Origin of the sequence: Fibrobacter sp. UBA7003, assembly GCA_002449765.1 — a bacterium.
Lineage (GTDB): Bacteria > Fibrobacterota > Fibrobacteria > Fibrobacterales > Fibrobacteraceae > Fibrobacter.
Map to the genome: position 1 here is coordinate 85,174 of DJXN01000002.1, position 24,922 is coordinate 110,095.

The 24,922-nt window shown below is 55.5% G+C and carries 25 protein-coding genes; 13 read left to right on the forward strand and 12 right to left on the reverse strand.

The window, feature by feature from the left end:
• The first annotated feature begins 36 nt into the window (after positions 1-36).
• A complete protein-coding gene (locus tag B2952_RS00840) occupies positions 37-1,713 on the forward strand; it encodes a sodium-dependent transporter (RefSeq protein ID WP_290727107.1) in 1,677 nt (558 codons plus the stop codon).
• Positions 1,714-1,872: 159 nt separating this feature from the next.
• Positions 1,873-2,376, forward strand: coding sequence for a RidA family protein (locus B2952_RS00845; RefSeq protein WP_173366670.1), 504 nt, complete (start codon positions 1,873-1,875; stop codon positions 2,374-2,376).
• A 25-nt stretch (positions 2,377-2,401) separates the two neighbouring features.
• On the opposite strand, the gene B2952_RS00850 is transcribed toward B2952_RS00845, so the two are convergent.
• Positions 2,402-2,542 carry a hypothetical protein gene (locus tag B2952_RS00850; RefSeq protein WP_173366671.1) on the reverse strand — a complete coding sequence of 47 codons (141 nt, stop codon included), beginning with the start codon at positions 2,540-2,542 and terminating at the stop codon, positions 2,402-2,404.
• A gap of 131 nt (positions 2,543-2,673) precedes the next feature.
• Between B2952_RS00850 and B2952_RS00855 the strand changes: the two genes are divergently transcribed.
• The 3 genes from B2952_RS00855 to B2952_RS00865 are packed head-to-tail and all read left to right on the forward strand — an operon-like array spanning position 2,674 to position 6,313.
• The gene (locus tag B2952_RS00855; protein ID WP_173381550.1) at positions 2,674-3,075 is read left to right on the forward strand and encodes a hypothetical protein; all 402 of its coding nucleotides are present in this window, start codon (positions 2,674-2,676) and stop codon (positions 3,073-3,075) included.
• A gap of 43 nt (positions 3,076-3,118) precedes the next feature.
• Complete coding sequence (locus B2952_RS00860; RefSeq protein WP_290736117.1) at positions 3,119-5,653, forward strand: U32 family peptidase; 2,535 nt, start codon at positions 3,119-3,121, stop codon at positions 5,651-5,653.
• 57 nt (positions 5,654-5,710) lie between these two features.
• Positions 5,711-6,313 (forward strand): FKBP-type peptidyl-prolyl cis-trans isomerase, encoded by a 603-nt coding sequence (locus tag B2952_RS00865; RefSeq protein WP_290736120.1) that lies wholly within the window; start codon positions 5,711-5,713, stop codon positions 6,311-6,313.
• On the opposite strand, the gene B2952_RS00870 is transcribed toward B2952_RS00865, so the two are convergent.
• The 7 genes from B2952_RS00870 to B2952_RS00900 all read right to left on the reverse strand — a co-directional run bounded on the left by B2952_RS00870 (position 6,310) and on the right by B2952_RS00900 (position 12,617).
• Positions 6,310-7,188: a hypothetical protein gene (locus tag B2952_RS00870; RefSeq protein ID WP_290736122.1), complete on the reverse strand. Its 879-nt coding sequence runs from the start codon at positions 7,186-7,188 to the stop codon at positions 6,310-6,312. The two genes, B2952_RS00865 and B2952_RS00870, sit on opposite strands and share 4 nt — an antisense overlap.
• Positions 7,189-7,223: 35 nt before the next feature.
• On the reverse strand, positions 7,224-8,405 hold the full coding sequence (locus B2952_RS00875) for a TonB family protein (RefSeq protein ID WP_173381546.1): 1,182 nt from the start codon (positions 8,403-8,405) through the stop codon (positions 7,224-7,226).
• Positions 8,406-8,548: 143 nt separating this feature from the next.
• Entirely contained in the window at positions 8,549-9,352 is an 804-nt protein-coding gene (locus B2952_RS00880) for a glycosyltransferase family 2 protein (RefSeq protein ID WP_290736125.1), read from the reverse strand.
• A 2-nt stretch (positions 9,353-9,354) separates the two neighbouring features.
• Complete coding sequence (locus tag B2952_RS00885) at positions 9,355-10,581, reverse strand: NAD-dependent epimerase/dehydratase family protein (protein ID WP_290736128.1); 1,227 nt, start codon at positions 10,579-10,581, stop codon at positions 9,355-9,357.
• On the reverse strand, positions 10,581-11,009 hold the full coding sequence (locus B2952_RS00890) for a hypothetical protein (protein ID WP_097035422.1): 429 nt from the start codon (positions 11,007-11,009) through the stop codon (positions 10,581-10,583). Before B2952_RS00890 ends, B2952_RS00885 begins: the two co-directional genes overlap by 1 nt.
• 43 nt (positions 11,010-11,052) lie before the next feature.
• On the reverse strand, positions 11,053-11,598 hold the full coding sequence (locus B2952_RS00895) for a DJ-1 family glyoxalase III (protein ID WP_290728227.1): 546 nt from the start codon (positions 11,596-11,598) through the stop codon (positions 11,053-11,055).
• Positions 11,599-11,690: 92 nt separating this feature from the next.
• The gene (locus B2952_RS00900; protein ID WP_290736131.1) at positions 11,691-12,617 is read right to left on the reverse strand and encodes a PD-(D/E)XK nuclease family transposase; all 927 of its coding nucleotides are present in this window, start codon (positions 12,615-12,617) and stop codon (positions 11,691-11,693) included.
• Between the two features lie 196 nt (positions 12,618-12,813).
• Between B2952_RS00900 and B2952_RS00905 the strand changes: the two genes are divergently transcribed.
• The 8 genes from B2952_RS00905 to B2952_RS00940 all read left to right on the forward strand — a co-directional run bounded on the left by B2952_RS00905 (position 12,814) and on the right by B2952_RS00940 (position 18,889).
• The gene (locus B2952_RS00905; RefSeq protein ID WP_290781458.1) at positions 12,814-13,839 is read left to right on the forward strand and encodes an FISUMP domain-containing protein; all 1,026 of its coding nucleotides are present in this window, start codon (positions 12,814-12,816) and stop codon (positions 13,837-13,839) included.
• A 398-nt stretch (positions 13,840-14,237) separates the two neighbouring features.
• A complete protein-coding gene (locus B2952_RS00910) occupies positions 14,238-15,116 on the forward strand; it encodes an Hsp33 family molecular chaperone HslO (protein ID WP_290736139.1) in 879 nt (292 codons plus the stop codon).
• A 4-nt stretch (positions 15,117-15,120) separates the two neighbouring features.
• The gene (thrH, locus tag B2952_RS00915; protein WP_290727093.1) at positions 15,121-15,738 is read left to right on the forward strand and encodes a bifunctional phosphoserine phosphatase/homoserine phosphotransferase ThrH; all 618 of its coding nucleotides are present in this window, start codon (positions 15,121-15,123) and stop codon (positions 15,736-15,738) included.
• A 40-nt stretch (positions 15,739-15,778) separates the two neighbouring features.
• Positions 15,779-16,093: a YbjQ family protein gene (locus tag B2952_RS00920; protein WP_173381538.1), complete on the forward strand. Its 315-nt coding sequence runs from the start codon at positions 15,779-15,781 to the stop codon at positions 16,091-16,093.
• Between the two features lie 111 nt (positions 16,094-16,204).
• Positions 16,205-16,687, forward strand: a complete 483-nt coding sequence (locus B2952_RS00925) for a hypothetical protein (RefSeq protein ID WP_173381537.1) — start codon at positions 16,205-16,207, stop codon at positions 16,685-16,687.
• Positions 16,688-16,713: 26 nt separating this feature from the next.
• Positions 16,714-17,382, forward strand: coding sequence for a hypothetical protein (locus B2952_RS00930; protein ID WP_290736142.1), 669 nt, complete (start codon positions 16,714-16,716; stop codon positions 17,380-17,382).
• 16 nt (positions 17,383-17,398) lie between these two features.
• Complete coding sequence (locus B2952_RS00935; protein WP_290736145.1) at positions 17,399-17,770, forward strand: hypothetical protein; 372 nt, start codon at positions 17,399-17,401, stop codon at positions 17,768-17,770.
• Between the two features lie 42 nt (positions 17,771-17,812).
• Complete coding sequence (locus B2952_RS00940) at positions 17,813-18,889, forward strand: TIGR04133 family radical SAM/SPASM protein (protein ID WP_290736148.1); 1,077 nt, start codon at positions 17,813-17,815, stop codon at positions 18,887-18,889.
• Between the two features lie 157 nt (positions 18,890-19,046).
• Here the strand turns inward: B2952_RS00940 and B2952_RS00945 are convergent, their stop codons facing one another.
• The 4 genes from B2952_RS00945 to B2952_RS00960 all read right to left on the reverse strand — a co-directional run bounded on the left by B2952_RS00945 (position 19,047) and on the right by B2952_RS00960 (position 24,921).
• Positions 19,047-20,384 carry a carboxylesterase family protein gene (locus B2952_RS00945; protein WP_290736150.1) on the reverse strand — a complete coding sequence of 446 codons (1,338 nt, stop codon included), beginning with the start codon at positions 20,382-20,384 and terminating at the stop codon, positions 19,047-19,049.
• A 43-nt stretch (positions 20,385-20,427) separates the two neighbouring features.
• Positions 20,428-22,128 carry a right-handed parallel beta-helix repeat-containing protein gene (locus B2952_RS00950; RefSeq protein WP_290728235.1) on the reverse strand — a complete coding sequence of 567 codons (1,701 nt, stop codon included), beginning with the start codon at positions 22,126-22,128 and terminating at the stop codon, positions 20,428-20,430.
• On the reverse strand, positions 22,118-23,050 hold the full coding sequence (locus B2952_RS00955; RefSeq protein ID WP_290736153.1) for a TIGR02147 family protein: 933 nt from the start codon (positions 23,048-23,050) through the stop codon (positions 22,118-22,120). Before B2952_RS00955 ends, B2952_RS00950 begins: the two co-directional genes overlap by 11 nt.
• Before the next feature lie 122 nt (positions 23,051-23,172).
• Positions 23,173-24,921: an SGNH/GDSL hydrolase family protein gene (locus tag B2952_RS00960; protein ID WP_290736156.1), complete on the reverse strand. Its 1,749-nt coding sequence runs from the start codon at positions 24,919-24,921 to the stop codon at positions 23,173-23,175.
• Position 24,922: the final 1 nt, after the last annotated feature.

Sequence of the window (24,922 nt, forward strand, 5' to 3'; positions counted from 1 at the left end):
GTTGCCATACCGCATAGAATGTCTTAATTTTAAGGCATGCAAAACAATCGTGAAAACTGGGGCTCCAAGATAGGAGTCATCCTCGCTGTCGCAGGTTCGGCAGTCGGGCTCGGCAACTTCCTTCGATTCCCCGTACAGGCGGCCACCAACGGCGGTGGCGCATTCATCATCCCCTACCTTATCGCCTTTATTTTCCTCGGCATCCCGCTCGCCTGGATGGAATGGACACTCGGACGCTACGCGGGCCGCCACAACTACGGCACCGCCCCGAGCACGCTCCACATCATCTTCGACAAGAAGAAGCCCTGGGCAAAGCACCTCGGCTCCATCGGGCTCCTGCCACCGATTTTCATCGTCTTCTACTACGTGTTCATCCAGTCGTGGATCCTTGCGTTCGCCTACTACTCTCTCACGGGCAAGCTCATGGAAGTCACGTCCCAGGGTAGCGCCGCAGTCACGCAGTTCTTCGGCGACTTCATCATGCTCAAGACATGCGTGGGCCCCATCCCGTCTGCCATCATCTTCTTCCTCATCACGTTCGCCTGCAACATGACCGTTCTCGCCCTGGGCGTGCGCAAGGGTATCGAGCGGGTGAACAAAATCTGCATGCCCATCCTGCTCTTCTTGGGCATTATCCTCGTAATCCGCGTGCTAACGCTCCCGGGCATCGGCAAGGGCCTCGCCTTCATGTGGAACCCGAACTTCAGCGAACTCGCCAACCCCAAGGTATGGATGGCGGCGGCGGGTCAGGTGTTCTTCACCATGAGCCTCGGCATGGGCATTATCTGGTGCTATGCGAGCTACCTCAAGCCCAAGGAAGACCTAGTGCTCTCTTCCCTTACCGCTAGCGCCACGAACGGATTTGCCGAAATCATTATCGGCGGTACGGTTGTCATCCCCATCGCGGTCATCATCGCAGGCGCCAACATCGAGGAATGCGCGAAGCTCGGCACCTTCGGCCTCGGATTCCAGACCATGCCATACGTGTTCGGAACGCTTCCGCTCGGCGGTGCGTTGCAGACACTCTGGTTCGCGCTCCTGTTCTTTGCAGGCATCACCAGCGCCATTTCCATCATCCAACCGCTCATCAGTTTCTGCGAAGACGATCTCAAGTTCAGCCGCAAGAAGTCCGTCACAACCATCAGCACCATCATCTTCATCGGCAGCCTCACCGCCATCTTCGGCCTTGCCGCGGGGACGGTCGACGAGCTCGACTTCTGGGGCGGCACGTTCCTGCTGGTGGTATTCGGCGCCATCCAGGCCATCATCTTCTCGTTCGTGCTCGGTCGCAAGAAGTCCCAGATTGTGCAGCCCGGCGAATCCGTGGCTTTCGCCCTGATGAACGAGGGCTCGCAGCTCAAGCTCCCCCGCTTCTTCAGGCCCATCATCCAGTATGTTTGTCCGGCCTACCTGATTATCCTGCTCGTTTCGTTCACATTCACCGACGGTCTCCCGCTCATCACACTGAGCAACATTCCCGCCGATGCCAAAGTGACGTTCCTCGGGGGAGAATTCTCGAAGCTCCACTTCACCTGGGCTTTCCGCGGCTTCATGCTCCTGATAGTCCTGCTCCTGAATATCGCCATCGCCTATGCTTGGCGCAAGGGCGGCACCGCCGAAATGGGTCGTGACACGAGCATCCACAAGATGCCGCTCGGCAAGTCGGACGAATACATCAACCACTTGGCAAACAAGAAGAAAAAGGAGAAGTAGCATGGACGCAGAATTTACGACAGGCGGACTCATTTTCATGCTCACCTCGTGGGCGGCCATCATCGGGCTATGCATCTTCTGTTTCTCGAAGGTGTTTAAAAAGAAGTAAGTTTAACAAAAAGATCTCCGCCTCTGCGGGGATGACAAGAGGAAGAAAAAATGGATATTCAAAAGAGAATTGAAGAACTGGCGCTTACGCTCCCGCAATGCCCGGCACCGCTTGCCGCATACGTTCCCGCCGTTCGCTTCGGCGACACCATCGTCGTCTCAGGACAGCTCCCGAGCGTCAAGGGCGATTTTTCGGCCTACACGGGTACGGTCCCGACTGAACTTTCTGCAGAAAAGGCGACCGAGGCCGCACGCGTCTGCCTCCTCAACAACATCGCCGCCGCCATGACGAAACTCGAACACGGCGAAACGCTCAAGCTAGTGCAGATGCAGGGATTCGTGCAGTCCGCTGCCGACTTCCACGAACAGCCCGCCGTATTGAACGGCGCAAGCGAACTTGCCGTCCAGATTCTCGGTGAAAACGGCAAGCACGCGCGTACCGCCGTGGGTGTTTCTGCGCTTCCGAAGAATGCCGCCGTCGAAATCAGCTGCACCTTCCAGGTTGTCCCCGAAGAAGTGCGCTTTACCGGCCGCATGAACTGGATTGAGCAATAAAAAACTTAAAGGCTTCTGCGCCGGGCTAGTTCATGTCCAGCGCGGATAGTTCGCTCGCCAGTTTCGCATTCTGACGCTTCAGCGAATCAAGTTCCTGCTGCATCGCCTGGATTTGGCGTTCCATTTCGACCTTGTTCGCTGTAAGCCGTGCGATTTCATTGTTCATTTCTTGATCAGCGCAAGCGCTAAGTCCCAGAAAACAACCTGTTATTGCCAAAATAGCGAAAAATTTTTTCATAGCCGAAATTTAATTATAAATAAAGAGAATAAAGTCCATCAGCTTTAAAAAAGGGTATTATGATTGACAAAATCTGGTCATGGTTCGTCGCTCAGGGTTTCGAGGGTTCCGTTTCGGTAAAAGATGCGAATGTTCCCCCCTTTGGCCTGCCGAGATTGTTCACCAGCAAGGCAAACACACCTGATGACGACACATTCATCCACGAAGCCCTCTACGAGATGGACCCGGATTACACCGTAGTGGCCGTCATCACGCAAGCGGGCAACAAGGCAGCACGCGACTGGGCGGAAGAAGTTTTCCCTAACGGAATCGAGGAAATTTCGTTCGAAGGCAGCCCCGAAGACATCCAGGATCGGCTGGACGAGGCTATCCTCGAGGGGCTCGCCCACCGCAAGGTCCTCATGGTACGCGAATCCGGAGCCGTCGTAAAATTCGGATACAAGCTCGAAGATATCGTGTAGACATAAAGCGCCCTGCGAAGATGAAAAAACTATCTTTGATAAAATGAATTCGAATACTAGGCCATCTCCGGAACTTCTCTTGCCCGTGGGTACGCGCGAGATGCTCGAGGCCGCCGTCGCTAACGGCGCCGATGCCGTTTATTTCGGGGTTCCGCACTGGAACGCGCGCGGGCGCACCGAGGACTTTTCGCTCGAAGACGTCGGCGAGATGATCCGGTATGCGAGGGTACGCGGCGTGCGCACGTTCCTTGCGATGAACGTTCTCGTATTCGAGCGCGAACTGCGAGAGTTGCCGGAATTCCTCGCGAAGGTGATTTCGCTGGAACCGGACGCCTTCATCATCCAGGATATCGGGCTTGCGCGCCTGATACGCGCCATCGCGCCCACGCAGGAAATTCACGCGAGCACGCAGATGACGCTCGCGAGCGCCGAAAGCGTGAACCTGGCGGCAAAACTGGGGTTCAACCGCGCCGTGCTCGCCCGCGAACTTTCGCTCAAGGAAATCGCCCGCATCAAGGAAGCGACCCCGCTCGAGCTCGAAGTGTTCATTCACGGCGCGCTATGCGTGAGCTATTCGGGGCAGTGCCTCACCAGCGAGAATTTCGGCGGTCGCAGCGCAAACCGCGGGCAGTGCGCCCAGAGCTGCAGGCTCCCCTATCGCATATTCGTGGACGGCAAGGAATACCGCGATACGGATGCGCAATACCTGTTCAGTCCGCACGATTTGTGCGCCCTCCCGCGACTCGGCGAACTTGAAGAAATCGGCGTGAGCTCGCTCAAGGTGGAAGGCCGCCTCAAGAGCCCGGAATACGTAGCGGCGGTCGCAAGCGCCTACCGCAAGGCGCTTGGCCGCATCCCGCTCGAAGGCAAAGACATGGCGCCGCTCGAAGTGCTGTTCAGCCGCGGACTACGCACGGGCTGGCTCGACGGGGACAACCACCAGGAACTCGTGGACGGCACGTTCAGCAACCATCACGGGATGTTCCTCGGGACGGTCGTACGCGTGGAGCGCGGGTGTGTCGTGGTGGAACTGGATGAAAATGTTCTTGCGGATATGATGCCGCGGCCGGGTGACGGAATCCTCTTCGAGGAACCGAGATTCGCTCAAAGCGCCGGTGCGAGACTCTACGCCTCGCAAGTCGTGCACGAGTACAAAGGCAAGCCATCTACGCGCGGCTGCGGCCCGCAACTCCTGAAAATAGAATTCGGGCGCGATTTCGACACGCGGCAGGTCGCCCGTGGGATGAAGGTGTACAGGAATGATTCCCCTGCGCTGGAAAAGGAACTGCGCAAGACGTTTACCGACCGCGAGCAGGCGAAGCGCATTCCCGTGAAGATGGAACTTTCGGGAAGCATCGGCAATGTGCTCAAGCTCGCCGTCTACGATGTACCGCGCAACCGCGTTGAAATCGAAAGTGACACGGTGCTCGAAGCCGCGAAGAACGGTGACATGGGCGATAAACTGCGCGACCTCGCACAGAAGGAACTTTCGGGCCTGAGTGCGACCGCCTACAGCCTCAGGGATCTAGAAATTGACGTCGAACGCGGAGCCTTCATCCCCGGAAAGATGCTCCGCACGCTCCGCCAGAAGGCGATAGAAGCGCTTGACAACGAACGCTGCATATGGCACGAGCTGAACCCGAGCGCCAATGCGGGCCGTGCCCTCCTCAACAGCGTGAAGTTTGGCACGAAAGTTGCGCCCACTGCTGCGCGCCCGGTTATTTCGGTACTCGTCCGCAGCCCCGAGCAAATTCCTGCGCTCGAAGGCCTCGACATAGACAACGTTGTCATGGATTTCGACTGGGGCGTAAAATACGACGAGCCGCAGGAACAGATTCGCGAACTCGGTTTCAGGGCAGGTATGGCCACGCTCCGCATCCACAAACCGGGCGAAAGCCACTACCTCAAGAACATCCTGCGGCTTTGCCCCGACTTTGCGCTGGTCCGTAACCTCGGTGCGCTCTCCATCCTCAAGGAAAGTGGCATTCCGCTCGCAGGCGACTACAGCCTAAATGCCGCAAATAGCCTGAGTTACGACTGGCTCCTGTCACAGGGGCTGCAGACGCTCCACCCCTCGTGGGACCTGAACTCCACGCAGCTTTTCGACCTGCTAGGCGATATCGACGGGAGCCGCATGGAACTCACGCTCCACCAGTACATGCCCGCCTTCCATTCCGAATACTGCGCGTTTGCCCGCGCGCTCACTACCGGCAGGCGGTTCCCCGAATGCGGCAAGATTTGCACCCAGCACAAGGTTGAAATTCTCGACCACAAGGGCGAACGTCACTTTCTGCAGAGCGACGCGGAATGCCGCAACACACTGTTCGTAGGCAAGCCGCAATCCGCCCTGAAATTATTGCCGGATTTACGCGCCGCCGGAGTGAACCATTTCCGCCTCGAAATGCTCCAGGAAGACGCAGCAACAGTGCGCAAGAAGGCGCTCATCTACACGCAGGCCATCCGCGGGAAAATATCCATCGACGAGGCCATCCGCCTCGCCGGCGTCGAAGAAAAATACGGGCTTTCCGAAGGCCAGCTATTCAACGAAAGCGTGTGGCACGACCGCAAGAAGGTCTAATTTTTCTATATTGCGCCTATAATTTTCACCGCCCAGACTCAGGGCCAAAGGAACACCATGAAAATCGCCGATAAGACCGTCGTCCAGATGCACTACACCCTCACCTCCGACGAAGGAGCCGTCATCGATTCCTCTGAAGGCCGCGAACCGCTCCAGTACATCCAGGGCGCACACATGATCGTCGTGGGGCTCGAGAACGCGATGGTCGGTCACGAAGTCGGCGACAAGTTCGATGTGAAGGTCATCCCCGCCGAAGGCTACGGCGAATACGACGAGCGCATGACGCAGGAAGTCCCGGTCGACGTGTTCCAGGGAGTTGACAAGGTGGAACCCGGCATGATGTTCTATGCTCAGACGCCCATGGGCCCGATGCCCATCCGCGTGAAGTCCGTCGCGGGCGACAAGGCCATCATCGACGCGAACCACGAACTCGCGGGCAAGAACCTGAACTTCGCCATCGAGGTCGTGAGCGTGCGCGAGGCTACCGAAGAGGAACTCAACCCGCAAGGCCACCACTGCTGCTGTGGCGGCAAGGGCGATGGCGAATGCAAATGTGGCGAGGAAGGCCACGAGTGCGAATGCGGCGGCGAAGGCCACAAGGAAAACTGCGACGGCAAGGGCGGCTGCGGCTGCCCCAACCACGACAAGCACCACGGCTAGAAGCAGAATCCGACGACGATACCGGCGGCTCCGATGATGGACAAGGCAATCCCGATGCCGAGTTTTGTGCCATTGCCGTTATCAACGGTTTTCTCCTCAAATGTCTCGTAATCATATTCGGTCGTGGTGTCAGTGCTCCCCATAGTTGCCAGCACTATACCCGTCGTGAGCAAAACGCTTCCGCCACCAATAAGCCCCCAACGGATCCATACCCTGTTCTGGGTGCTTTTCACCGCAGGGACATCGTTAATGGGCTTGTTCGACCGGGGCATGTCATCGTCGTCATCATCGCCAAACTGCACGTCCTTAGCGCGAGCGACCTTTACTTTGTCCGCATCTTCATTTGCATCGGGATCAAGGCTGCCGACCTCGTCAATACCGCCGGAACCTGCATCCCTGTTGGATTTCACCTTGCCGAAGAAATCCGGGGCGTTCTCCTTGATGACCTTCAGGAGAGCCTCCACATTCTTGCCGCGCCCGTTGAAACTCGCTACAAGTTTGTTGCCCGCAGTCTCGTAGATTTCTGCCGAGAGGGCAAGTTTCGAGCCGAAGCTGCTCACGCGTGCCTGGCACACGAAATCGGCAGAAATGTTCCGGCCCGTTTCCGCAAGGCATGTGCCCTCGCAGTCCTCGATGGCCTTCCCCGGCGGGAGCATCGCACTGATGTTATCGCGCGTCATGATGGTGTAGCCGTCTTCTGCGGGGAGTTGCTTCACCGCCTCCTCGCGCAATACGTTCGTGAGGTACTGCCTGTCGGAAAGCGTCACCTTCTTCTTTACCGCAGGGTCTACGCCCGTCTCGAGCACGGCGACATGCGTCGCAAATGCACCCGAAGCGCATACGAGCAAAAGAAAGATCGTTGCCAGAAGTCGCATTTGTGGCTCCTTACTTTGTACGCATAACGCGAAATTTATTCCGAGAAGACAAACGGGATTGTCACCGTGGTGTTGCCGGCATCGGCCTCGCCAAAGTTCCATTCACTGACTTTCTTCTTGATTTCTTCGTCAAACTTGGCGTTGTTCGACGTAGAAGACTTGATCGACATCGAAACGACCTTGCCTTCCGGGCCAATCGTAAACTTCAGGACGACTCTGCCCTCGAAACTCGGGTCGCTTTCCCTGTACCTGTTGTAGATGTTCCTGAGCGCCGGTGTGCGATTCTTCACGACCTTCATGATGTCGGCAGCCGAGCGGGGGCCCTTGGCCTTGACTTCATTCTCCTGCGCAGTCGCGTGGCCGCCCACATTCGCGTCACTGATACCCCCGCTGCCGTTCTTCGCGAAACCGCCAAGCTTATCGCCGTCGCCCTTGACCCGACGTCCACCTTTTTTGCCGGAATCGCCTGCAGCGTCCGAGAAATCGAACGGGACAATCAGAGTCTTGTTGTTGCTCCCCGGAATCTCGCCAAAGTCCCATTTGCTGACGGCCTCCTTGATTTGCTGGTCAAAATCAAGTTCGCCTGTCGTCGTGCCCTCGATAGAGATGTCGATGATGTTCCCGCTTGCCGCGATGGTGAACTTCAGCATGACACGGCCCTCGAACTTCTTTTTCGTGTCTTTTTTGTACTGCTTGTAGATGTCGTCAAGTTCCTGGTAGTGCTGGTTTATGACCGCATCGAGATCCTTGCTGGAGCGGATGGCGTCGTCTTCGTCTTCTTCGAAGTTGCTCTCGAAACCTCCGAACAGGGGCGCCCAGTAGTAGTTGTAAATCTGGTCGACATCCACATAGGGAACTTCGTTGTCGCCCTTCCAGGCCTTATACTTGGTGACCTTGATGGTGCACCGCTTCTTGTCGCCCGTCACGTCGATGTAATAACGGTGCGATACCGTGCCGACCATCCCGTACCCGGCGTAGAGCATGGCGAGGTGCCTTTCCGTCACGATTCGGCCCGCCATCGGGTCGGCCTTGGTAAGCTCGACTCCCCTGCCCACAAAGGTCCTGATGACCGCGTTGTAGCACACATGGTGAGGCTGGTTGTAGGTCCTGGTGAGGTACTGGTCGTAGAGCGCAGGATCGTTCAGTTGCATGGTCTTTGCGCAGCCCGAAAGAAGGGCGACAGAAGCGACGAGTAATGCAAGAAGGGGCTTTTTCATACTTTCTCCTTTTGGCGAGGCAGGTCACGTCGGAGAATGTAAAAAAAACATACAGTTGGCAGAAAGTTTGGAAAAACAGGGCGATTTTGATGCGATTGGGGCTCGATTTGGGCGTAGGGAGCGCGAGATGCGCGATGGTCGCCTTACCGCATGCAAATACGGCGTGCGATTTGCCGCAAGACGCGCAGGCCGTAGGTAACGACGTTCAGGTTGGATTTTTCGCCGGCATAGCGCGTGGGTATCGGGAGTTCGGCCAGTCGCCACCCGCGGGCGTCGGCGATGGAGATGATTTCCAGGTCGATGTCGAAGCTCGGGCTGAGTTTCGCGAGGTCAAGCGTCTTCAAAAATTCCGCATTGTAGACAATGAAACCGCTGTGGCGGTCCGTAAGTTTCTGCCGGAAGGCGATGTTCTCGAGCGCAGTGAGAAATGCGCCGCCGATACGCTTGTGGAGTGGCATGTTGCCGGCACGGGCTGCCCCCGGGACGAGGCGGCGCGAGCCTTGCACCAGAGCGATTGCGGGAGAATTGCCCGCGGAGGAAATGTCCGCTGTTTCAAGATGCGCGAAGAATTCGCCAAGTTGTTCTGCAGGGTACTGCCCGTCGCCATGCAGGCAAGCGATGTATTTTGCACCGGAGCGGAACCCCTCGGAAATACCTCTCTTGACCACAGCGCCGTAACCGCGATTGAACTCAAAGCGCAAGTACTCAAGGTGCGCAGCATATTTCGTGTTAGGAACTGCGCCGTTCGTGTTTGGAGATGCGCGGTTTGCGTCATAAACTGCACCGACAAACGTTTCGTAAGCCCCGCGCGTATCGTCCTTCGAGCCGTCGTCAATCACGAGCACCTGCGCGCGTTCCATGACCGCGGGAGGAATGCGCCCCAGTACGCCGGCGAGAGTCGCAGCGACGTTGAATGCAGATACAAAAATGAAGTAGTCGGGAATCATTGTTAAACGGAATAATGCTTCACGAACCAGGAAAGCGATTCTTCCAGAGCCGTGTCGAGCGGGATGCGCGCCCTGAACCCGAGCAGGCGCTCGGCCTTCGCAACCGAGGGCATGCGACGCATCGAATCATCGTAACCCGCGCCGTAGTATTCCTCGCCCGAAACGCTTTGCGGTTCCGGCAGCGTAGAGACATCGACCCCGCGCACCTTCGCGAAAATCGCGCGCATTTTCTGCGCCAGTTCCGCAATCGAAACCTCGTTCTCCGCATTCCCCACATTGAACGCCTGCGAGAATACACCAGCGTCCGGCGCGGCACCTACCTTCAATTCACCAGCATTCGGCGCGGCACCTACCTTCAATTCGCTAGCACCAGGCGCAGAACCTACCTTCGATACACCCGCGGCATCTCGACCCGAGTGACCAGCGCCCGCCGCGGTTTTACAACCAGCATCCGGCGAATCACCGACACCAAAACTCAACGCGCATCCAAGCCCAGCATCGAACAGCGCAAACAAGAAATCAATCGCGTCGTGCACGCTGGTAAAGCAGCGCTTCGCCTTACCGCCATTCACGAGCTTCAGGGGTTCGCCTCGCAAAAGCGCCGTCGAAAAATTCGCGAGCACCCGCGGGATTCCCTCGCCGTCCACGCCCGGCATAAAGTCCATGTACGGCCCGACAAAATTGAACGGGCGAACCACAGTCCAGCGCAATCCCGGTAGCCCCGCAATAAACCGTTCCGCCAGGAGTTTCGCCGTCGCGTAGCTCCAGCGGCTCGCGGTAACGGGCCCGAACACGGCAGGCGTCGAATCTTCCACCAGCTCGCCCGATTCGGCAGCAGTCTTCCCGTAAATCTCAGACGTGGAAAAATGCACGAGCCAGGCCCCGCTCTTCGCGCACGCCTCGGCCAAAGCCGCCGGATGGTCATAGTTGCTCCGGATAACCTCGCACGCCTCCCCCATGTAACGGCTCGGCGTACAAATCGCCGCCAAGTTCACCACCAGCGGGAACTGCGCGATGCGCTCCACGACGGCAGGGTCGGCCAAATCCGCACACAGGAACTCGCACCGCTCATGGTTCAAGCGGTGTTGCAGCCTGTAGAAATCGAGATCCACGCCAAAAACGCGCCAGCGGGTACGTTCCAACACGGCGTCGAGCAAATGGCTACCGATAAAACCACCGCAGCCCACGATGGCCACGGTGATGCTATTGTCGTCGAAGCGAGGGGTCATTACTCCTTGACCTTGAAGGTCCCGGACTTGCCCGCCTTGGACTGCTTGGAATACGGGTAGACGTAGATGTAGGCGTCGTCTGCCGCAACAATGCCCTCGGCATCCAGCTTGATGCTGTACTCGTTGCAGGTCTTGCCATCGATTACAGCGTCGTCGATGCTTTCTTCGAGCAGGTTCACCTTCTTCGCGCCCTCGTCGAAGCGGAGCTCAACACCGAAGCCGCCAAAATCCATGTCGGAGCCGAACACGACCTTGATGGTCTCGCCCACCTTGAATTCCTCGCCGCCCTTCGGGGAAACGACCTTCACGCCGTCGGTCACGGAGCAGTCCGCAGTATCGTTATTGCTCGGACCGGTGGAGGATTCATCATCACCGCAAGCGAAAAATGCGAGCGAACTTGCAAGAATCAAAGCATGAGTAAACTTCATAAATTCCTCGTTTGTTGTTTATATGAACAATATACAAAAACGCCTAGCGGGCCACGACCTGCTTGCGGATTTTTTCGGACAAATCGCGCCCGCCCAGCTGCGCGATGCACTCGAACGCGAATTCCTCGGCGGTTCCGGCCCCGCGGCTCGTGACGATATTGCCGTCCACCACCACGCGGTCTTCCACAAACTTGTTGCAGACCAGTTCCTCCACGCAGCCCGGGAAGCATGTCGCCGTGCGGTCCACAAGAAGCCCGGCCTTGCTCAGCACGAGCGGGGCTGCGCAGATGGCGAAAATCCACTTGTTCTTGTCGTTGAAGTCGCAAACGACGCGTTCCACGTCGGCAGATGCCTTGAGGCGCTGCACGCCGGGGCCGCCACCCGGCAGGAGAACGGCATCGAACTTGGCGGTATCGGCACCCGAAAGCGCAAAATCGGCCGCAATCTTGAGCCCGTGGGCACCCGTCACGAACGAATCTCCCGAGACGCTCGCAAGCGCCACCTCGAAACCCGCACGCTGCAGGTAGTCGAACGGCGTGACGAACTCGGTTTCTTCAAAGCCATCGGCCATAAGGAAAAGAATCTGCATATTGAACCTCTTTTTTCAAGAAAATAATAAAAAAAGGCGTTGTACAGAAAAACCCGTTCAGGGAACGGGCATAAAGTATTCTGTTGTGCGAGTTATGCCATCTCCAGTTCTTTCGCTGCCTGCCGCTTCAGCTTGACCACTTCCTGCTTCGGGAGCTTGGTGATTGCCACGATATCATCAACGGAATAATTTCGGGCAAGCATTGCGAGGGCATCATCTTCCTTAGCCTGCAGGTACGAGCCCTGCTTCTCATAAATAATGTTCGTCATTCCGTCAACCTCGTTCAGGAGTGTTTCGTCAGTGTACCCTACTAAAGATACATCTTTCATAAAGTCCTTGTCAAGCAGTTTCTTCAGCTTTTCTTCTTGGATTTCGTTTTCCTCGAGCACGTCGCGGAACAGGCGCAGCATTTCGGCCCTGTCGGTCGTTTCACGCTTGCTCGGCGGGGTGCGCTTGTCGATGGCAAAGAACTTCTCGATCTCGACCAGGTAGATATCCAGCTTATTGTAGAAAATACACTGATTGCGCACTATTTGCACATGGTGCAGGTAGGTGTTCGGTTCTTTCGGGAACTGGTTCTCGGTCAAAAGCGAGAGCACGTAGATGTGCGGCAGCTTGTAGTCCTGCGACTTCTTGACAGTGCGCGAGACGACTCGGCCGGTGTAGTAGATGAGCCTGTCAACGAACAGTTTATTGAATGTCTGCTGCACCTCGATGAGCACCGGCTCACCCGCCTGTGTCGTGCCGTAGATGTCGAAGATGGCGGTCTTGTCGTTGAGCACACCCGGGTTCTCGGGTACGCCCAGCGTGTATGTCTTGATTGCCTTGCGGCCGTTGAGCCCGAGCATGGCGTTTAAGAATTTCACGGTGCGCTGCGGCTTTGCCTCGTTCGCCATAAGCATCTTGAAAATGCCGTCGCTGAACGGGTAGACGTTCTTATACTTCTTACGATATTTCGCCAGATGCTCGGGGTGCTCGTGTACATCCTTGACCATGGCGAGGAATTCCTCTCTTGTCATTTTATTCCATTTTATAGCGGGAACGCCCCCGCAAAGGCGGATAAGGAAGACCCTATCTATACTATAAAACGGTTTCGCGGCCAAAATGAGCCAAAAATTTTTTGTTTACGTGATTTTTTTACATAGTGGAAACAATTGGCAAGCAAACGTCGACTAACAAAAAGTATATTTGAGATAAAAAGGATTTGGAGGATTTATGCATTTTTTATTCGCTCTTCTCTTGGCGTTTTTCGTTGTCGCCTGCGGAGACGATGAAAGCAGTTTCGCCCCGCGTGACGATGAACCCACCTCGTCGAGCAGTGAGAGCGTCACACCGCAGTCGAGTAGCTCGGTGCGTTCGTCATCCTCGACTCCGGTCGAGGATCTGTCCAGCAGCTCCGTGCGTTCGTCATCCTCGACTCCGGTCGAGGATCTGTCCAGCAGCTCCGTGCGTTCGTCATCCTCGGCTCCGGTCGAGGATCTGTCAAGCAGCAGTGCGAAATCGAGTTCTAGCGTGTCGAGCAGCAGCGAATATGTGCCGTTTGACCATGCAAAAACTCTCGGATACCAGAAATTTGAAGATGATGGATATAAAACATTCACTGATCCGCGTAATGGCCGTAGCTACTACTACATAACGATTTATTCAGAATATAAGGGTTATTCCGTTACCGTAATGGCCGAGAACTTGAACATTGGCGATATGGTGCTCGGCGAAAACGACCAGAATGATGACACCAAGATAGAGCGCTACTGCTACAACAACGATACTACCAAGTGCGACGAGTTCGGTGGCCTCTACCAGTGGGCCGAGATGATGCAGCTGCCGAGCCGCTGCAATACCGAAAGCTGTGACGATCTGATTCAGGAAAACCATCAGGGAATCTGCCCCGATGGCTGGAGGCTGTTTACTTATGATGACTATTGTGTCGTGAGAGGGTATGAGGATATCAATAATGATGGCATAAAGGGGTTGCGCTCCACATATGGTTTCAGCGGAACGAACAGCAGCGGTTTCTCCTTGGTTGGCGCAGGCAAGAGAACCAAAAAGGGTGGGTTTGATAGCTTGAAAGAAAATGCTTATTGGTATTTGCCCGAAGAATTTGAGGGAATGGAAGCTACTCATGCTCACTTTGGTGTTGTGTCTGCTTTGACAGAATCTGCACCAAATAGAGATAGAAGAGACGTTAAGTTGTATGGCCTCTCCGTTCGCTGCGTGATGGTTGAAAATCAAGCCGAATAAAACATGCCTAGTGGACCCTATCGGGCTTGCAGCCCTCCAGGGTGACAAAGTGATTGTTGTGAGCCAAAAGCGGCACTGCGCAAGCGTGCCGTGTTGGCGAGAGCGAGTGAGGAACCGGAGGTTCTTAAACCGAGACGACGAACGAGCGGTCTGTAAAGGAGTGCGAAATGAACCTCGAAGCAAACTCTTTAACGAAAAGCAGGTCTGGACCTGCTTGAAAAGATCCCCACCTTGGTGGCCACGCGCACTAAGCACTAAAGTGCTAAGTGCTGTCCACCCGCCTGCGCGGGGATGACGAGAATTGCGCGGGGATGACAACCGAAATGTGCCGCGGACAAGGCGTCTGCAACTAGGGGGATGCCTCCCCCACATGGGTAAAATTTACTACATTTGTGCCCATGAATTTCAAGGACCGCATTATCCGCGCCACGGGCCAAAAAACGCCCTTCCGCCTGATTGTCGTCGACTTGACCGCGACGATGAACGAAATCGGCAAGCAGCACAACGCACAGGGGTTCGCCCTCAAGCTTTTGGCCGAAAACTCCATCGCAAGCATTTTCCTGAGCGCAAGCCTCAAGTACGCGGGCACGGTCTCGCTGACTACGCGCTTTGGCGGTGAAATCACGAAGGTTTCTTCCGACACGACGCCGATGGGGCTTGTGCGCGCGATGATCCCACAGGCCGAACTCCAGGCCGTCGGCGGTAACGAGCCCGCGCTCATCCCGCAGAGCGTGCAGGTCGTGAAACTGAACGAGCAGGGCAAGCGTGTCCACGAGAGCATCATCGAGGCGCCCGCCGTTTCGATGGGCCAGAACCTCGCCACCTACCTGCTGCAGTCCGAGCAGATCCGCTCCGCCGTGGGCATCGAGGCGGCATTCAACCGCGAAGACCCGAGCAAGCTCGACTACGCCGCGGGTTTCTACATCGAGGCTTTCCCCGACCTCGAGGACAAGGATATCAACCTCATCGAAGTCATCGTGCAGAACCTGCCGAAGTTCAAGGACATGAACACGCCCGAAGGTTTTGACCTGGACGAGTTGCTGGACCAGCTGCGCGGGCCCTACGAAATCGACATCGTGAAGGAAATCGACCCGAAGGCCTACTGCCCCTGCAGCCGCGAACGCATGGTGGCAACACTCGCAACGCTTCCTCTCAAAGACCTGCAGGAACTCGAAGCCGAGGGCAAGGAGCTGGAAGTCGTCTGCGATTTCTGCCGCACGCCGTACCAGATTACGGTTGCGGACTTGCGCGAGATTATAAACGAGAGAAAGAAATAGCCGTATGTTTACGAAGCAATGTGTCGTTACCCTGGACCTTGAAGGTGTCCTCGCCCCCGAAATCTGGATTGCCGTCGCCGAGAAGACGGGTATCGCGGACCTGCGACTCACCACGCGCGACATCCCCGACTACGACGTGCTCATGAAGGGCCGCATCGCCATTCTCGACCGCGAGGGCATCAAGCTCTCGGACATCCAGAACGTCATCGCGAACCTCGGGCTTCTGGACGGCGCGCGCGACTTCATGGACAAGCTCCGCGACGAGACGCAGGTAATTATCCTTTCGGACACGTTCCAGGAATTCGCCTACCCCATCATGAAGAACCTCGGATTTCCGACCATCTTCTGCCACAATCTCGTGGTGGAAAACGACCGCATCAGGGGCTACCACCTGCGCATGAGCGACCAGAAGACGAAGGTCGTAAAGCACCTGCAGGAGCTGAACTTCAAGGTGTTCGCTTCGGGCGACTCCTTCAACGACACGGGCATGCTCAAGCAGGCCGACAAGGGGTGCTTCTTCTGCGCGCCGGACTCTATCGTGGCGCAGTTCCCGCAGCTCGAGGCCACAAAGACGTACGCGGAACTCCTCGAGAAGTTCCACCAGTTCCAAAACACGCTGTGAGACAAACATCTTTTTTAGTCGATAAAAAAAGGAGACAACAATGAAGCTCTACACGACAGACTTTATCAGCGGCAAAGAATTCGAAACCCTCCAGATGGTGCGTGGAAGCGTGGTCTTCAGCAAGAACGTGGTCCGCGACGTATTTGCCGGCCTCAAGACGATTATCGGCGGCGAAATTGCCGGCTACACCGAAATGCTCAACGACGCACGCAACATCGCCATCGAACGCATGACGCGCGAAGCGGCCGCCGTCGGAGCAGACGCCATCGTGAACGTGCGATTCGCTACGGCATCCGTAATGGCCGGCTCTGCCGAAATTATCGCCTACGGGACAGCGGTAAAATTCAAGAATTAAACAAAAAACCGCATCTTTTATCACGCAAAAGCCACCTGCCGTTGCGGGGGGCTTTTATTTTGTATATATTTAAAGTATTCGGAATGCCCTCAGTGGCAGAAAGGAGGAAACATGTTCTACGAACATTGGAAAAAGATTGCACTTGCGCTGGCCGGGCTCTTTTGGGCCAGCTGCGGAGACGACGGCTCCAGCGATGAAGTTTCTATGTTTGCTCCCGAATATGGCGTTCAGGTAATGCCATCCGACTCTATAGGGGGTGCGGTTTGCCTTTATGGGGTAGAGGCTCCAGTCATTATCGAACAGGGAGTCCTTTGCTACAACGATACCGCAACGAACGATTCGGGCAAGGTGTTCAAGATTATCGACTGCACCGACGGCAACAAGTACCTGAGGGACCCCTCTGCTGCGGGTGCGGAAGGCGTCGAGCTCCCCGAAGGAGTCCAGGTATTCGCCCCGAAGGCCGGCAGCGGAAAAGCCATAAACTGCACAGAAAATGGTGACGTCTGCATCGAACGGAACCCGAACATTTCCGAAGAACTGGATTCGCTTGCAGGCTGTCACCCCATCATCGACTGTCCGGAAAAGCAGGATTAATCACAAAACATAATTTAGGAGGAAACATGTTCTACAAGCATTGGAAAAAAATTGCACTTACGTTGACCGCTTTCTTCTGGGCCAGCTGCGACAACTCGCCTAATGAAGCGCCCATGTACGGAGCGCCGCCCTGCGATTCGAACCACTGCATGGAGGCCCCCGAAAGCAGCGACGCAAACGGCACGCAGTCCAGTTCCAGCGAAACAACCGCTTCGTCGAGTTCCGAGGCGGCCAAACCCGAAAGTTCCAGCAGCGTGTTCGAACAAATCATGCCCGCCTACGGCGTAGAAGTAGACTTCACGTGTGTACCCATGGATTCCAGTGTCGCATATTTCGCTACAGATTACAGCGCAAACACCCAAAAGATGTGGAAAGAGGAACAGGCCAAGCACGATGCCGTAGACAAGATTGATTCCATCAAGCAGACCCTGGCAGAAACGCCCATGTGCCTCGAGAACTTGCGCAGGGAACTTGACATGTTCGTAGCCCTTTACGGCGCCCCGACCGTCATCAATAATGCGGTAGAATCCTGCAGCGATGGCTCTACCAGGCCCAGCGAAGAATACGCCAGGTTCCTCAAGATGCAGGAAGAGTGGGAAGCGAACAAGCCTGCCCTGGACGAAGAACTCCAGAAGGTCTACGAAGACAAGATGAAGGAAATCGAAGAACGCATCAACAAGTGCATGGAGAAATAGACGAAAGACGAAAAATATGATAAAAAAGCATTGGAAAAAAATCCTATTGAGCCTGTGCTCCATGCTCTGGAGCGGCTGTAGTGACGATTCGTCCAGCGACAGCAAGGAGCAGATTGCCTGCGACCTTGAACAGACATGCCCCGAATATGGTATTTTCTACGATTGCGAAAACGAGGAAGATGCGATTGCCGGGAACTTCGAGAATTGCACCATGTCGTATCCGGCGTGCACGGACACGTACTATTGTGAAGACGACGTCACCTGTTTCCAATCGACCAACGACGAAACGAAAACTTTCGACTGCCGCGACGAAAAGGATAAAAAGACAATCTACACCGAAGACGAATTTAAATCAAAATACTACGTCGAAAGTGAGCGCATCCATTAAATTTCACATTACGCACCTCACATTTCACACTCCACACTTTTTATGCAACTCTCTCTTAAGAAAAAACTTGCTCTCGAAGCTTATCGCCTTTACCGCCACAACGAAATCAAGGCGCACCCCCTCACTTACTTTTTCTGGGAATGCACGCTGCGCTGCAACTTGCACTGCCTGCACTGCGGTAGCGACTGCGTGAAGGACGCCATCCCCGACATGCCTCGCGAAGACTTCATGGGCGTGCTGGATAAACTCGCCCCGCACATTGACCCCAAACACTTTATCGTGGTGATTACCGGCGGCGAACCCTTGATGCGCCAGGACCTTGAAGAATGCGGCATGGAAATCAAGAAGCGCGGATACCCCTGGGGAATGGTCAGCAACGGCCTTGCCATGACCCCCGAACGCTACACCAAGCTGCTGAACGCAGGCCTCCGCTCGCTCACGATTAGCCTCGACGGCCTCAAGGAAAGCCACAACCATTTCCGCGGTGCCCCCACGAGTTTCGACAACGCGCTCCGTGCCATCGACATGGCCGCCCACACGCAAGGCCTCACCTTCGACGTGATGACCTGCGTAAACCGCCAGAACTTGAAGGAACTCCCGAAGATTCTCGACATCCTCCTGAAAATCGGCGTGAAGCGTTGGCGTATCGCGACGGTGTTCCCGAAGGGCCGCGCGAAGGACAATCCGCTGTTCCAGCTCACGAACCAGGAATTCCGCCAGGTGTTCGATTTTATCCGTGAAGTGAAGAAGCTGAACGTCATCAACGTGAACTACGGCTGCGAAGGGTTCCTCGGCAGCTACGAAAAAGATGCCCGCAACTACCCGTTCTTCTGCCGAGCCGGCGTGAACGTTTCTTCAGTGCTTTGCGACGGCAGCATCTCGGCTTGCCCGAGCCTGCGCGGCGACTACATCCAGGGCAACATCTACAAGGACGACCTCTGGGACGTGTGGCAGAACCGCTACCAGGTAATGCGCGACCGCAGCTGGGCAAAAATTGGCGACTGCAAGACCTGCAAGTACTGGCGCTACTGCGAAGGCTCCAGCCTGCATTTACGTGATGAAAAAACCAAAGAGCTTGCATACTGCCACGTAGCGAGACTCGAAGCCGCTGGTGCGTGATGACAAATGCGTAAGGCGAGAGTCGCGACCAAGTGTACTTGGTCATGACCGAGCCTAGCATTTGGTACTTGAGCGAAGCGAAAGTACAAAAGACCAAGGAATTGGCTTATTGCCATGTAAAACGCTTGGAAGACGCCGGGGCATAGCCCCATCAGATTTACTTAACGAGGCCGAAACGCAGCGGACGTTCGCCCTTCACGCGGAGCACGTACACGCCTCGGTCGAGGCGGTTCAAATCAACCACCTCGCCAGCCGAAGCAAAGCCGTCCATCACGATGCGGCCTCGCAAATCCGTGACCGCATACTGGACGTTGCGGGAACCCGTGTATACGAAACTGCGGTTGCCCTCGCCCATACGGAGCTTCGACACCTGCGAAGCCAACACTCCAACCACGCGCACCGTCGAAGGCTTCTGCGTGAGTCCATAAAGAAAGCCGAACACTTTTTCTTTCACTTTCGTATCGTAGTCGTCCTCGTCGTAAAATTCGTGCGGCATGTCGTCGACAAAGTATGTCTCGTGATCAACTTTCTTTGCCTTGAGAACGGAATCGATAACAAAGCTTCCATACAAGGTAGGAGTCTGAATTTCAAAGGAATCTATTCCGGCCAGCGACATCTGCACCATGTTCACACCCAAAGTCGCGGCGATATTCCTTAGCGGCCGCCCCGTCTTGAAAAGCACCGTGCTATCGGCGGTACCGTGAACGAGCAACACGGGGGTTTCGGTATTCCCGATGATAGAGGGGTCATGGACAGCGCCCCACAAAGCAATAACGGCGTTCGCCTCGGATTCCTCACCCGCCACACCAAAAGGATTAAGGCCCCCCAGGTCAGGAGAGTCATGCGCAACAGGCGGAATTTCGGAAGCCTTGTCCATGTAGATATTTTCAAGGGCCAAAATTGCCCCCGCGCTGTTGCCCAGGAGATAGATGCGGTCCTTGTCGATTCCAAGTTTATCGGCATTGGAACGCACATAGCGCACCGCCGCACGCACGTCCTGGATTCCGCGATAGACCGACCTCGAAAAATCGAGACTGTCGATGGAAAGGACCTTGTTTTCGATTTTCGTGGCAATGCCCAGGCGATACTGCACCGAAATAGCCACAAAGCCGCGAGCCGCAAGCGAATCGCAATAGGTAACAGACTGCTGGTCCATATCGGCCTTGTTTCCCGCCGCAAAAGCTCCGCCATGCATCACAAGGACAGCGGCCCGCTTGTTCTCGGAATCGTCCTTGGGAGAATAGACGTCCATGTGCAATTCGACAGGAGCCATATCCGTTTCATTTTCGTAAAGATAAATCGCACTTTCGGCCCCCTTCATCGCGATCATCAAGCGCGTGATGGAAGTCGCCTTGTTAAGGTGCGGGACATCGGATGCGTAGACGACATCCTTCTCGAACGAGACATCGAACATGCGGTCCCTGTAGCGTTCTCCCGCATACGAAACGGAAAATGCAAAAGCAAGCGCAAGAAAAGCTAGAATTCCCTTTTTCATGGCAAATCCTTTTTTTGAGCATCCTATGCGCAATTATAACAAATTATTGGGCGCCGCTATCGGTCCGGACAATCCACGCATTATCCGCATCGGCGAAATCGACGTTGTAATCGTAATCGGGCTTGTAGCCGAGAGCATCGCCATCAACGGGCTTGCCGCCCGCCGTGAACAGGTTATCCTTCATCGCGACAAAGCCGACCGTCGAATCTACCGGAGAGCCGTCTTCGTTATACCAGCGGTAAAGCGTCACGGCCATCTCGTTATTGAAAACGTTGGATTCGACAAGGCAGCGTGCAGAATCAGAACAGACCACGCCAGACAACTCGACACCATCGAAGAAGTTGCTGTAGGCATGGAGCACGCCGCCATGCGAGAGAACACCATCTCTGCTCAGGCCCGCAAAGTAGCTGTGATGCACGGTCAGGCTCTGCGCGGTATCCTTGATGATATCGCCCGAAAGTCCAAAGAGCACGCCCGTCTGCGCATTTTCGAAGCGCGACCAGGATATGGTCACGTTGTGCGAGCCGCGCTTCACGTCGAGTTCCACCAGCGGGTATTCCTCGAAGGTGCAGTGGTCCACCCACACGTGATGCGAGCGGTTGTGAATCGAGAGCGCCCTGCGCGAGCTGGTATCGAGCACGGTTATCGCGGGAGCCGTAAACGTGATGTTTTCGAAAATCAGGTTGCTCGATGTTTCGGTAAGGATTCCCATGCCCGCAAAGCGCACATCGCGTCCGCGGCCGTCGAACGTCTTGTCGTTCTTGAGGCGGAGCGGAGACTGCAAGTTGTATGTACCGCTCTTCTCGAAAAGAATCCACGTGGGGCCTTCGCGATAGGCACAGTCGCGAAGCGAACCCGGAGCGATTACGGCAGAAGTCTTCGCATTGCCCGCAGAATCCACCTCCGTCGTGTCCTCGACAATCAGGTAGTCTTCCGTCGTGGTGACGATGCAGATTTCGCCTTCCGCCTTAGAGATGTTCCCCAGGGTATCGGTAATGCCCGCAGCACCCAGAGTACCGACAGCATAGCCCTCCATCTGGGCAAGCAGCGCATCGTGTTCGCTCCAGTCCTTCCCGGGATACTTGCTCGCTACCGGCTCACGGTTCTTGAACACCTTTATTTCGGATTCGGGATCCGTGCAATCCACATACAAGGTATCGCCCGGAACAAAGCTGAGCGTTGCAGAATTCTTTTCGGCGGCATCGGCTACATGGATGTCGAAAATTCCCGCCGGAAGCGAGTCGATGACAAAGTGTCCACTGCTGTCGGGAACAACGAAGCGGTCGAGACCCACCACGCGAATCACAGGAGCTTCCGAGCCAAGGAAAACGAAGCCTTCGATACTCGAAAGTTCTCCGAGCCGGACCGTATCGATTCTGGAATCGTTCGAATCGAGCGTAAATTTGAGCACAGCGCCCGAAGCCCTGGAATCGCGCACGTTCCTGACTTCAACCGCGTAGGCCCCCGGTTCCGCAGCCATTTCCACGAAGCCGTCCGCATCGGATTCCATCCACTCGGCAGAAATTTCGCCATCGCTCAGGAAATCGCCGGGGAGCATGCGAATCCGCGCTTTAGGGGCAGGAGACCCGTCGGCAAGCTGCACCTGCAGGGCGAATGTAGATTCCGCCTCGGTTCCGCCCGCAACCTTCCCGTCGTTGCTACAGGCCGAAACCAGACCCGCGCCCAGCAAGGCCGAGAGTCCGGCCGAGAGCGCTTTGCAAACTTTAGATAAACTAAGCCTCATCCGAACCCTCCACATCACCGTCTTTCACGACCCCTTTTGCATTTTCACCCGCAGCGGCATCGAGCCCCGCTATACGGCGCTTGCGACCCCTGCGCTTGGGAGGCGGATACGGGTCCGAAAGCGGGAACAGCTGCATCCCGAGCTGGAAGACCCGATTCGGCTTTTCGCACTGGCCAACCTTCGCCAAGACTTCGCGACGGAAGCGACGGACCATTTCTACCAGTTCGCTATATGTCGACTCGTCGCAGGCAAAAGCGAGCGTCGAAAGATTGCGTTCGCCACGGCCAAAGCGGTCCATCGCATCTTGCGCCACGTTCAGGTTCTGCTGAATATACGAATTCACCGCCGTACTGTAAGATTCCGAGCCGCTCGAAATCAGGCCCTGCGTCTGTTCGTAGAACCCGGTCTCCGGATTCTTCTTAATCATCGAGAGGCGTTCGAGAAGCGCGATGGAAGAACGCACCTGAGAGCCCGTAATCGGCGGACGCACCATGAGACCAAGCGCAGCATCGTCGCCCACATAGGGGTAAAAAGTCACAAGTTCACGGACGACCGCATGGTACCAGTGGTCAAAGTATTCGAACTGGTCTTTCGCCACGTTCTCCACCTTGCATTCCTTGGTGGCGACAAGCTTTTCGAGGTATTGCCTGCTTTCGGAATGGTTTTTCGCCTGGTTGAAGGCGACCATGTCGGCAAAATAAGATTTCTCTCGCGCATCGGAGCAGAAGATATCGGCAAAAACAGAAACGAGGCGTGCGGTCAAATTGCGCTTGCCCTGTAAAATCTTGTTGAACATCGACGCATCGAAACCAGCCTTGTCGGCAATATAACGGTGGCTAAAGCGCCAGTCACCCGCATGGCGTTCCTCGTAGGCGTCGCGCAAAAACTCGCGATAATTCAAATACTCAAATAGATTGATCATTTCACCTTAAATATAACAAAAGCGTCTACATTTCGAATATTTAAAAAGTCTACACTTCAAAAAAAAAATTTCTTTGTAGTGATTTATCCCACACCCCCGCGGAATGAATCACCCCAAAAAAGCTATCTGGAGAAGTAGCGTCCCTTCGGAAGTTTCGAATGCGTTTTTTCGCCGGGAACCGCGCGCCCGAGGGCATTGAAGCGATGGCCATCGCGAACCGCAGGAACATCCGTCGGACGTTTCACAATCGCATCCGTTCCACTCGAAGACGATTCTACATCGCCCTTCACCTTCGCAGGGCTGCATCCGGTGCGGTACACGCCCTTGATGTCGAAGGCAATCATGTCGATATTCGGTCCGCCATCTGCCGAGGCAGAGGCAAGTTTCACCTTAAAGTCAAGCGCATCCACCCACACGTCCTCGACGTAAGCGGTATCCCACTTGTCCCAGCTTCCGGTAGACTTGAATGTCACATCGTACTCACCGTTATCGACAGTCACCTTCATGTCTCGATCAGAATTTCCGACGAACGAGTAGCGAATCATCACACGCGCGTTCGATGCGGACTGGTCCGATGTCACATTGTAAGTAGCCGTGCTGTAGGCGGAATTGTCAAAGTTGAAGAATCCCTGGCCCGTATAGCCTTCGTGGTTCGCCTCGGTCCAGCCATCACCCACTTCGGGGTTAGCCATGTCAATCGGAGAAGGCCAGGCTTCGTCGGCAACACCGTCAAAACAAATTTTCGGGTCAAACGAACTCGACGATTCAGGCCCAGCGGAGCTGGAAGAGGTCGGGCTATCGAGAGAATTTTCTTCGCCGTGCGAAGTCGGCTGGCAAGCGGGCCCACCATCAAAGACAGCCGTATAGGTCGCAGCGCGGTAGAGGGTCTTTTTCCCGTAGTAGTTCGAATCGGCAGAAAGCTTATTGCAGTCGTCATCGTACCAGCCAACGAACTTCTTGCCAAAGCTACCGGGGCTCACATGCAAAGTAAGCGGAGCGCCGCCAGGGAGTTGCTGGTTATGCGTAATGAGGCCCTTGCTGTTCGAAATATTCGCCTTGACCGTAAAGGCATAACGCGGCTTGAGGGCAGACACGAGCTGCGTCAGGTTCGCCCTGTTGTCGGCAGAGATGTACGATTCATTTTTCAGGGCGCTTTCAAGTTCCTCGGCAATCCACTGGCAGTGAGCAATGGAGCCCGACTCCTGGAAGTGCGTCGTTCCATCGTTAGTGACACCATCCGGGTAATTCGGGTATTCTCCCTTCAGGAACATCTTGAACTGGTAGCGGGAAACATACGCCGGGTCCCAGCTCTTGCTGTAGGCGTTGTAGGATTTGGCATTCAGGTTCACATAGATAGCGCCGTTTTTCTTGGCGAGTTCTTCCATCTTGCCAACAACGTTGTATTCAGTAAAGATATTGCGGCCATTCGCCCCCATGTTCATGTTCATCGGGGTCACATATACCAGGGTAACGCCCGCACCTTTAGCCACATCGGCATACTGCTGTAGCCAGTAGCCAAGCGAATCAAAGGGGACCTCGCGAGCTTTACTTCCAAAATAGCGGTCGTTATGCCCGAACTGGACCATCATGATATCGCCCTTCTGGAGATTCTTCTTGACCTCGTCTAGGCGGCCTTCCTGCACGAACGTCTTGGAACTGCGACCGCCGATAGCGTAGTTCACCACCTGAACGCGGGAACCGTCAAAGAAACTCCCCAGGATCTGCCCCCAGCCCGTTTGCGGGTAGGCATTGTCCTTGTAGTTACAGACCGTAGAGTCGCCAATCACGTGGACCTTAAAGCTCGTAGAATCGCTCACGGCGACACCCGCGAACACGGCAGCGGCGATGAGGAATTTAAACACTCCCTTCATA

Bases quoted from the DNA above. Each gene is read 5' to 3' on its own strand.
- B2952_RS00925 (WP_173381537.1), top strand. From the start codon at position 16,205: ATGTTCTACGAACATTGGAAAAAGATTGCACTTGCGCTGGCCGGGCTC.
- B2952_RS00860 (WP_290736117.1), top strand. From the start codon at position 3,119: ATGAATTCGAATACTAGGCCATCTCCGGAACTTCTCTTGCCCGTGGGT.
- B2952_RS00940 (WP_290736148.1), top strand. From the start codon at position 17,813: ATGCAACTCTCTCTTAAGAAAAAACTTGCTCTCGAAGCTTATCGCCTT.
- B2952_RS00935 (WP_290736145.1), top strand. From the start codon at position 17,399: ATGATAAAAAAGCATTGGAAAAAAATCCTATTGAGCCTGTGCTCCATG.
- thrH (WP_290727093.1), top strand. From the start codon at position 15,121: ATGTTTACGAAGCAATGTGTCGTTACCCTGGACCTTGAAGGTGTCCTC.
- B2952_RS00910 (WP_290736139.1), top strand. From the start codon at position 14,238: ATGAATTTCAAGGACCGCATTATCCGCGCCACGGGCCAAAAAACGCCC.
- B2952_RS00900 (WP_290736131.1), bottom strand. From the start codon at position 12,617: ATGACAAGAGAGGAATTCCTCGCCATGGTCAAGGATGTACACGAGCAC.
- B2952_RS00955 (WP_290736153.1), bottom strand. From the start codon at position 23,050: ATGATCAATCTATTTGAGTATTTGAATTATCGCGAGTTTTTGCGCGAC.
- B2952_RS00865 (WP_290736120.1), top strand. From the start codon at position 5,711: ATGAAAATCGCCGATAAGACCGTCGTCCAGATGCACTACACCCTCACC.
- B2952_RS00870 (WP_290736122.1), bottom strand. From the start codon at position 7,188: ATGCGACTTCTGGCAACGATCTTTCTTTTGCTCGTATGCGCTTCGGGT.
- B2952_RS00960 (WP_290736156.1), bottom strand. From the start codon at position 24,921: ATGAAGGGAGTGTTTAAATTCCTCATCGCCGCTGCCGTGTTCGCGGGT.
- B2952_RS00855 (WP_173381550.1), top strand. From the start codon at position 2,674: ATGATTGACAAAATCTGGTCATGGTTCGTCGCTCAGGGTTTCGAGGGT.
- B2952_RS00885 (WP_290736128.1), bottom strand. From the start codon at position 10,581: ATGACCCCTCGCTTCGACGACAATAGCATCACCGTGGCCATCGTGGGC.
- B2952_RS00845 (WP_173366670.1), top strand. From the start codon at position 1,873: ATGGATATTCAAAAGAGAATTGAAGAACTGGCGCTTACGCTCCCGCAA.
- B2952_RS00890 (WP_097035422.1), bottom strand. From the start codon at position 11,009: ATGAAGTTTACTCATGCTTTGATTCTTGCAAGTTCGCTCGCATTTTTC.
- B2952_RS00875 (WP_173381546.1), bottom strand. From the start codon at position 8,405: ATGAAAAAGCCCCTTCTTGCATTACTCGTCGCTTCTGTCGCCCTTCTT.
- B2952_RS00920 (WP_173381538.1), top strand. From the start codon at position 15,779: ATGAAGCTCTACACGACAGACTTTATCAGCGGCAAAGAATTCGAAACC.
- B2952_RS00880 (WP_290736125.1), bottom strand. From the start codon at position 9,352: ATGATTCCCGACTACTTCATTTTTGTATCTGCATTCAACGTCGCTGCG.
- B2952_RS00840 (WP_290727107.1), top strand. From the start codon at position 37: ATGCAAAACAATCGTGAAAACTGGGGCTCCAAGATAGGAGTCATCCTC.
- B2952_RS00905 (WP_290781458.1), top strand. From the start codon at position 12,814: ATGCATTTTTTATTCGCTCTTCTCTTGGCGTTTTTCGTTGTCGCCTGC.
- B2952_RS00895 (WP_290728227.1), bottom strand. From the start codon at position 11,598: ATGCAGATTCTTTTCCTTATGGCCGATGGCTTTGAAGAAACCGAGTTC.
- B2952_RS00950 (WP_290728235.1), bottom strand. From the start codon at position 22,128: ATGAGGCTTAGTTTATCTAAAGTTTGCAAAGCGCTCTCGGCCGGACTC.
- B2952_RS00850 (WP_173366671.1), bottom strand. From the start codon at position 2,542: ATGAACAATGAAATCGCACGGCTTACAGCGAACAAGGTCGAAATGGAA.
- B2952_RS00945 (WP_290736150.1), bottom strand. From the start codon at position 20,384: ATGAAAAAGGGAATTCTAGCTTTTCTTGCGCTTGCTTTTGCATTTTCC.
- B2952_RS00930 (WP_290736142.1), top strand. From the start codon at position 16,714: ATGTTCTACAAGCATTGGAAAAAAATTGCACTTACGTTGACCGCTTTC.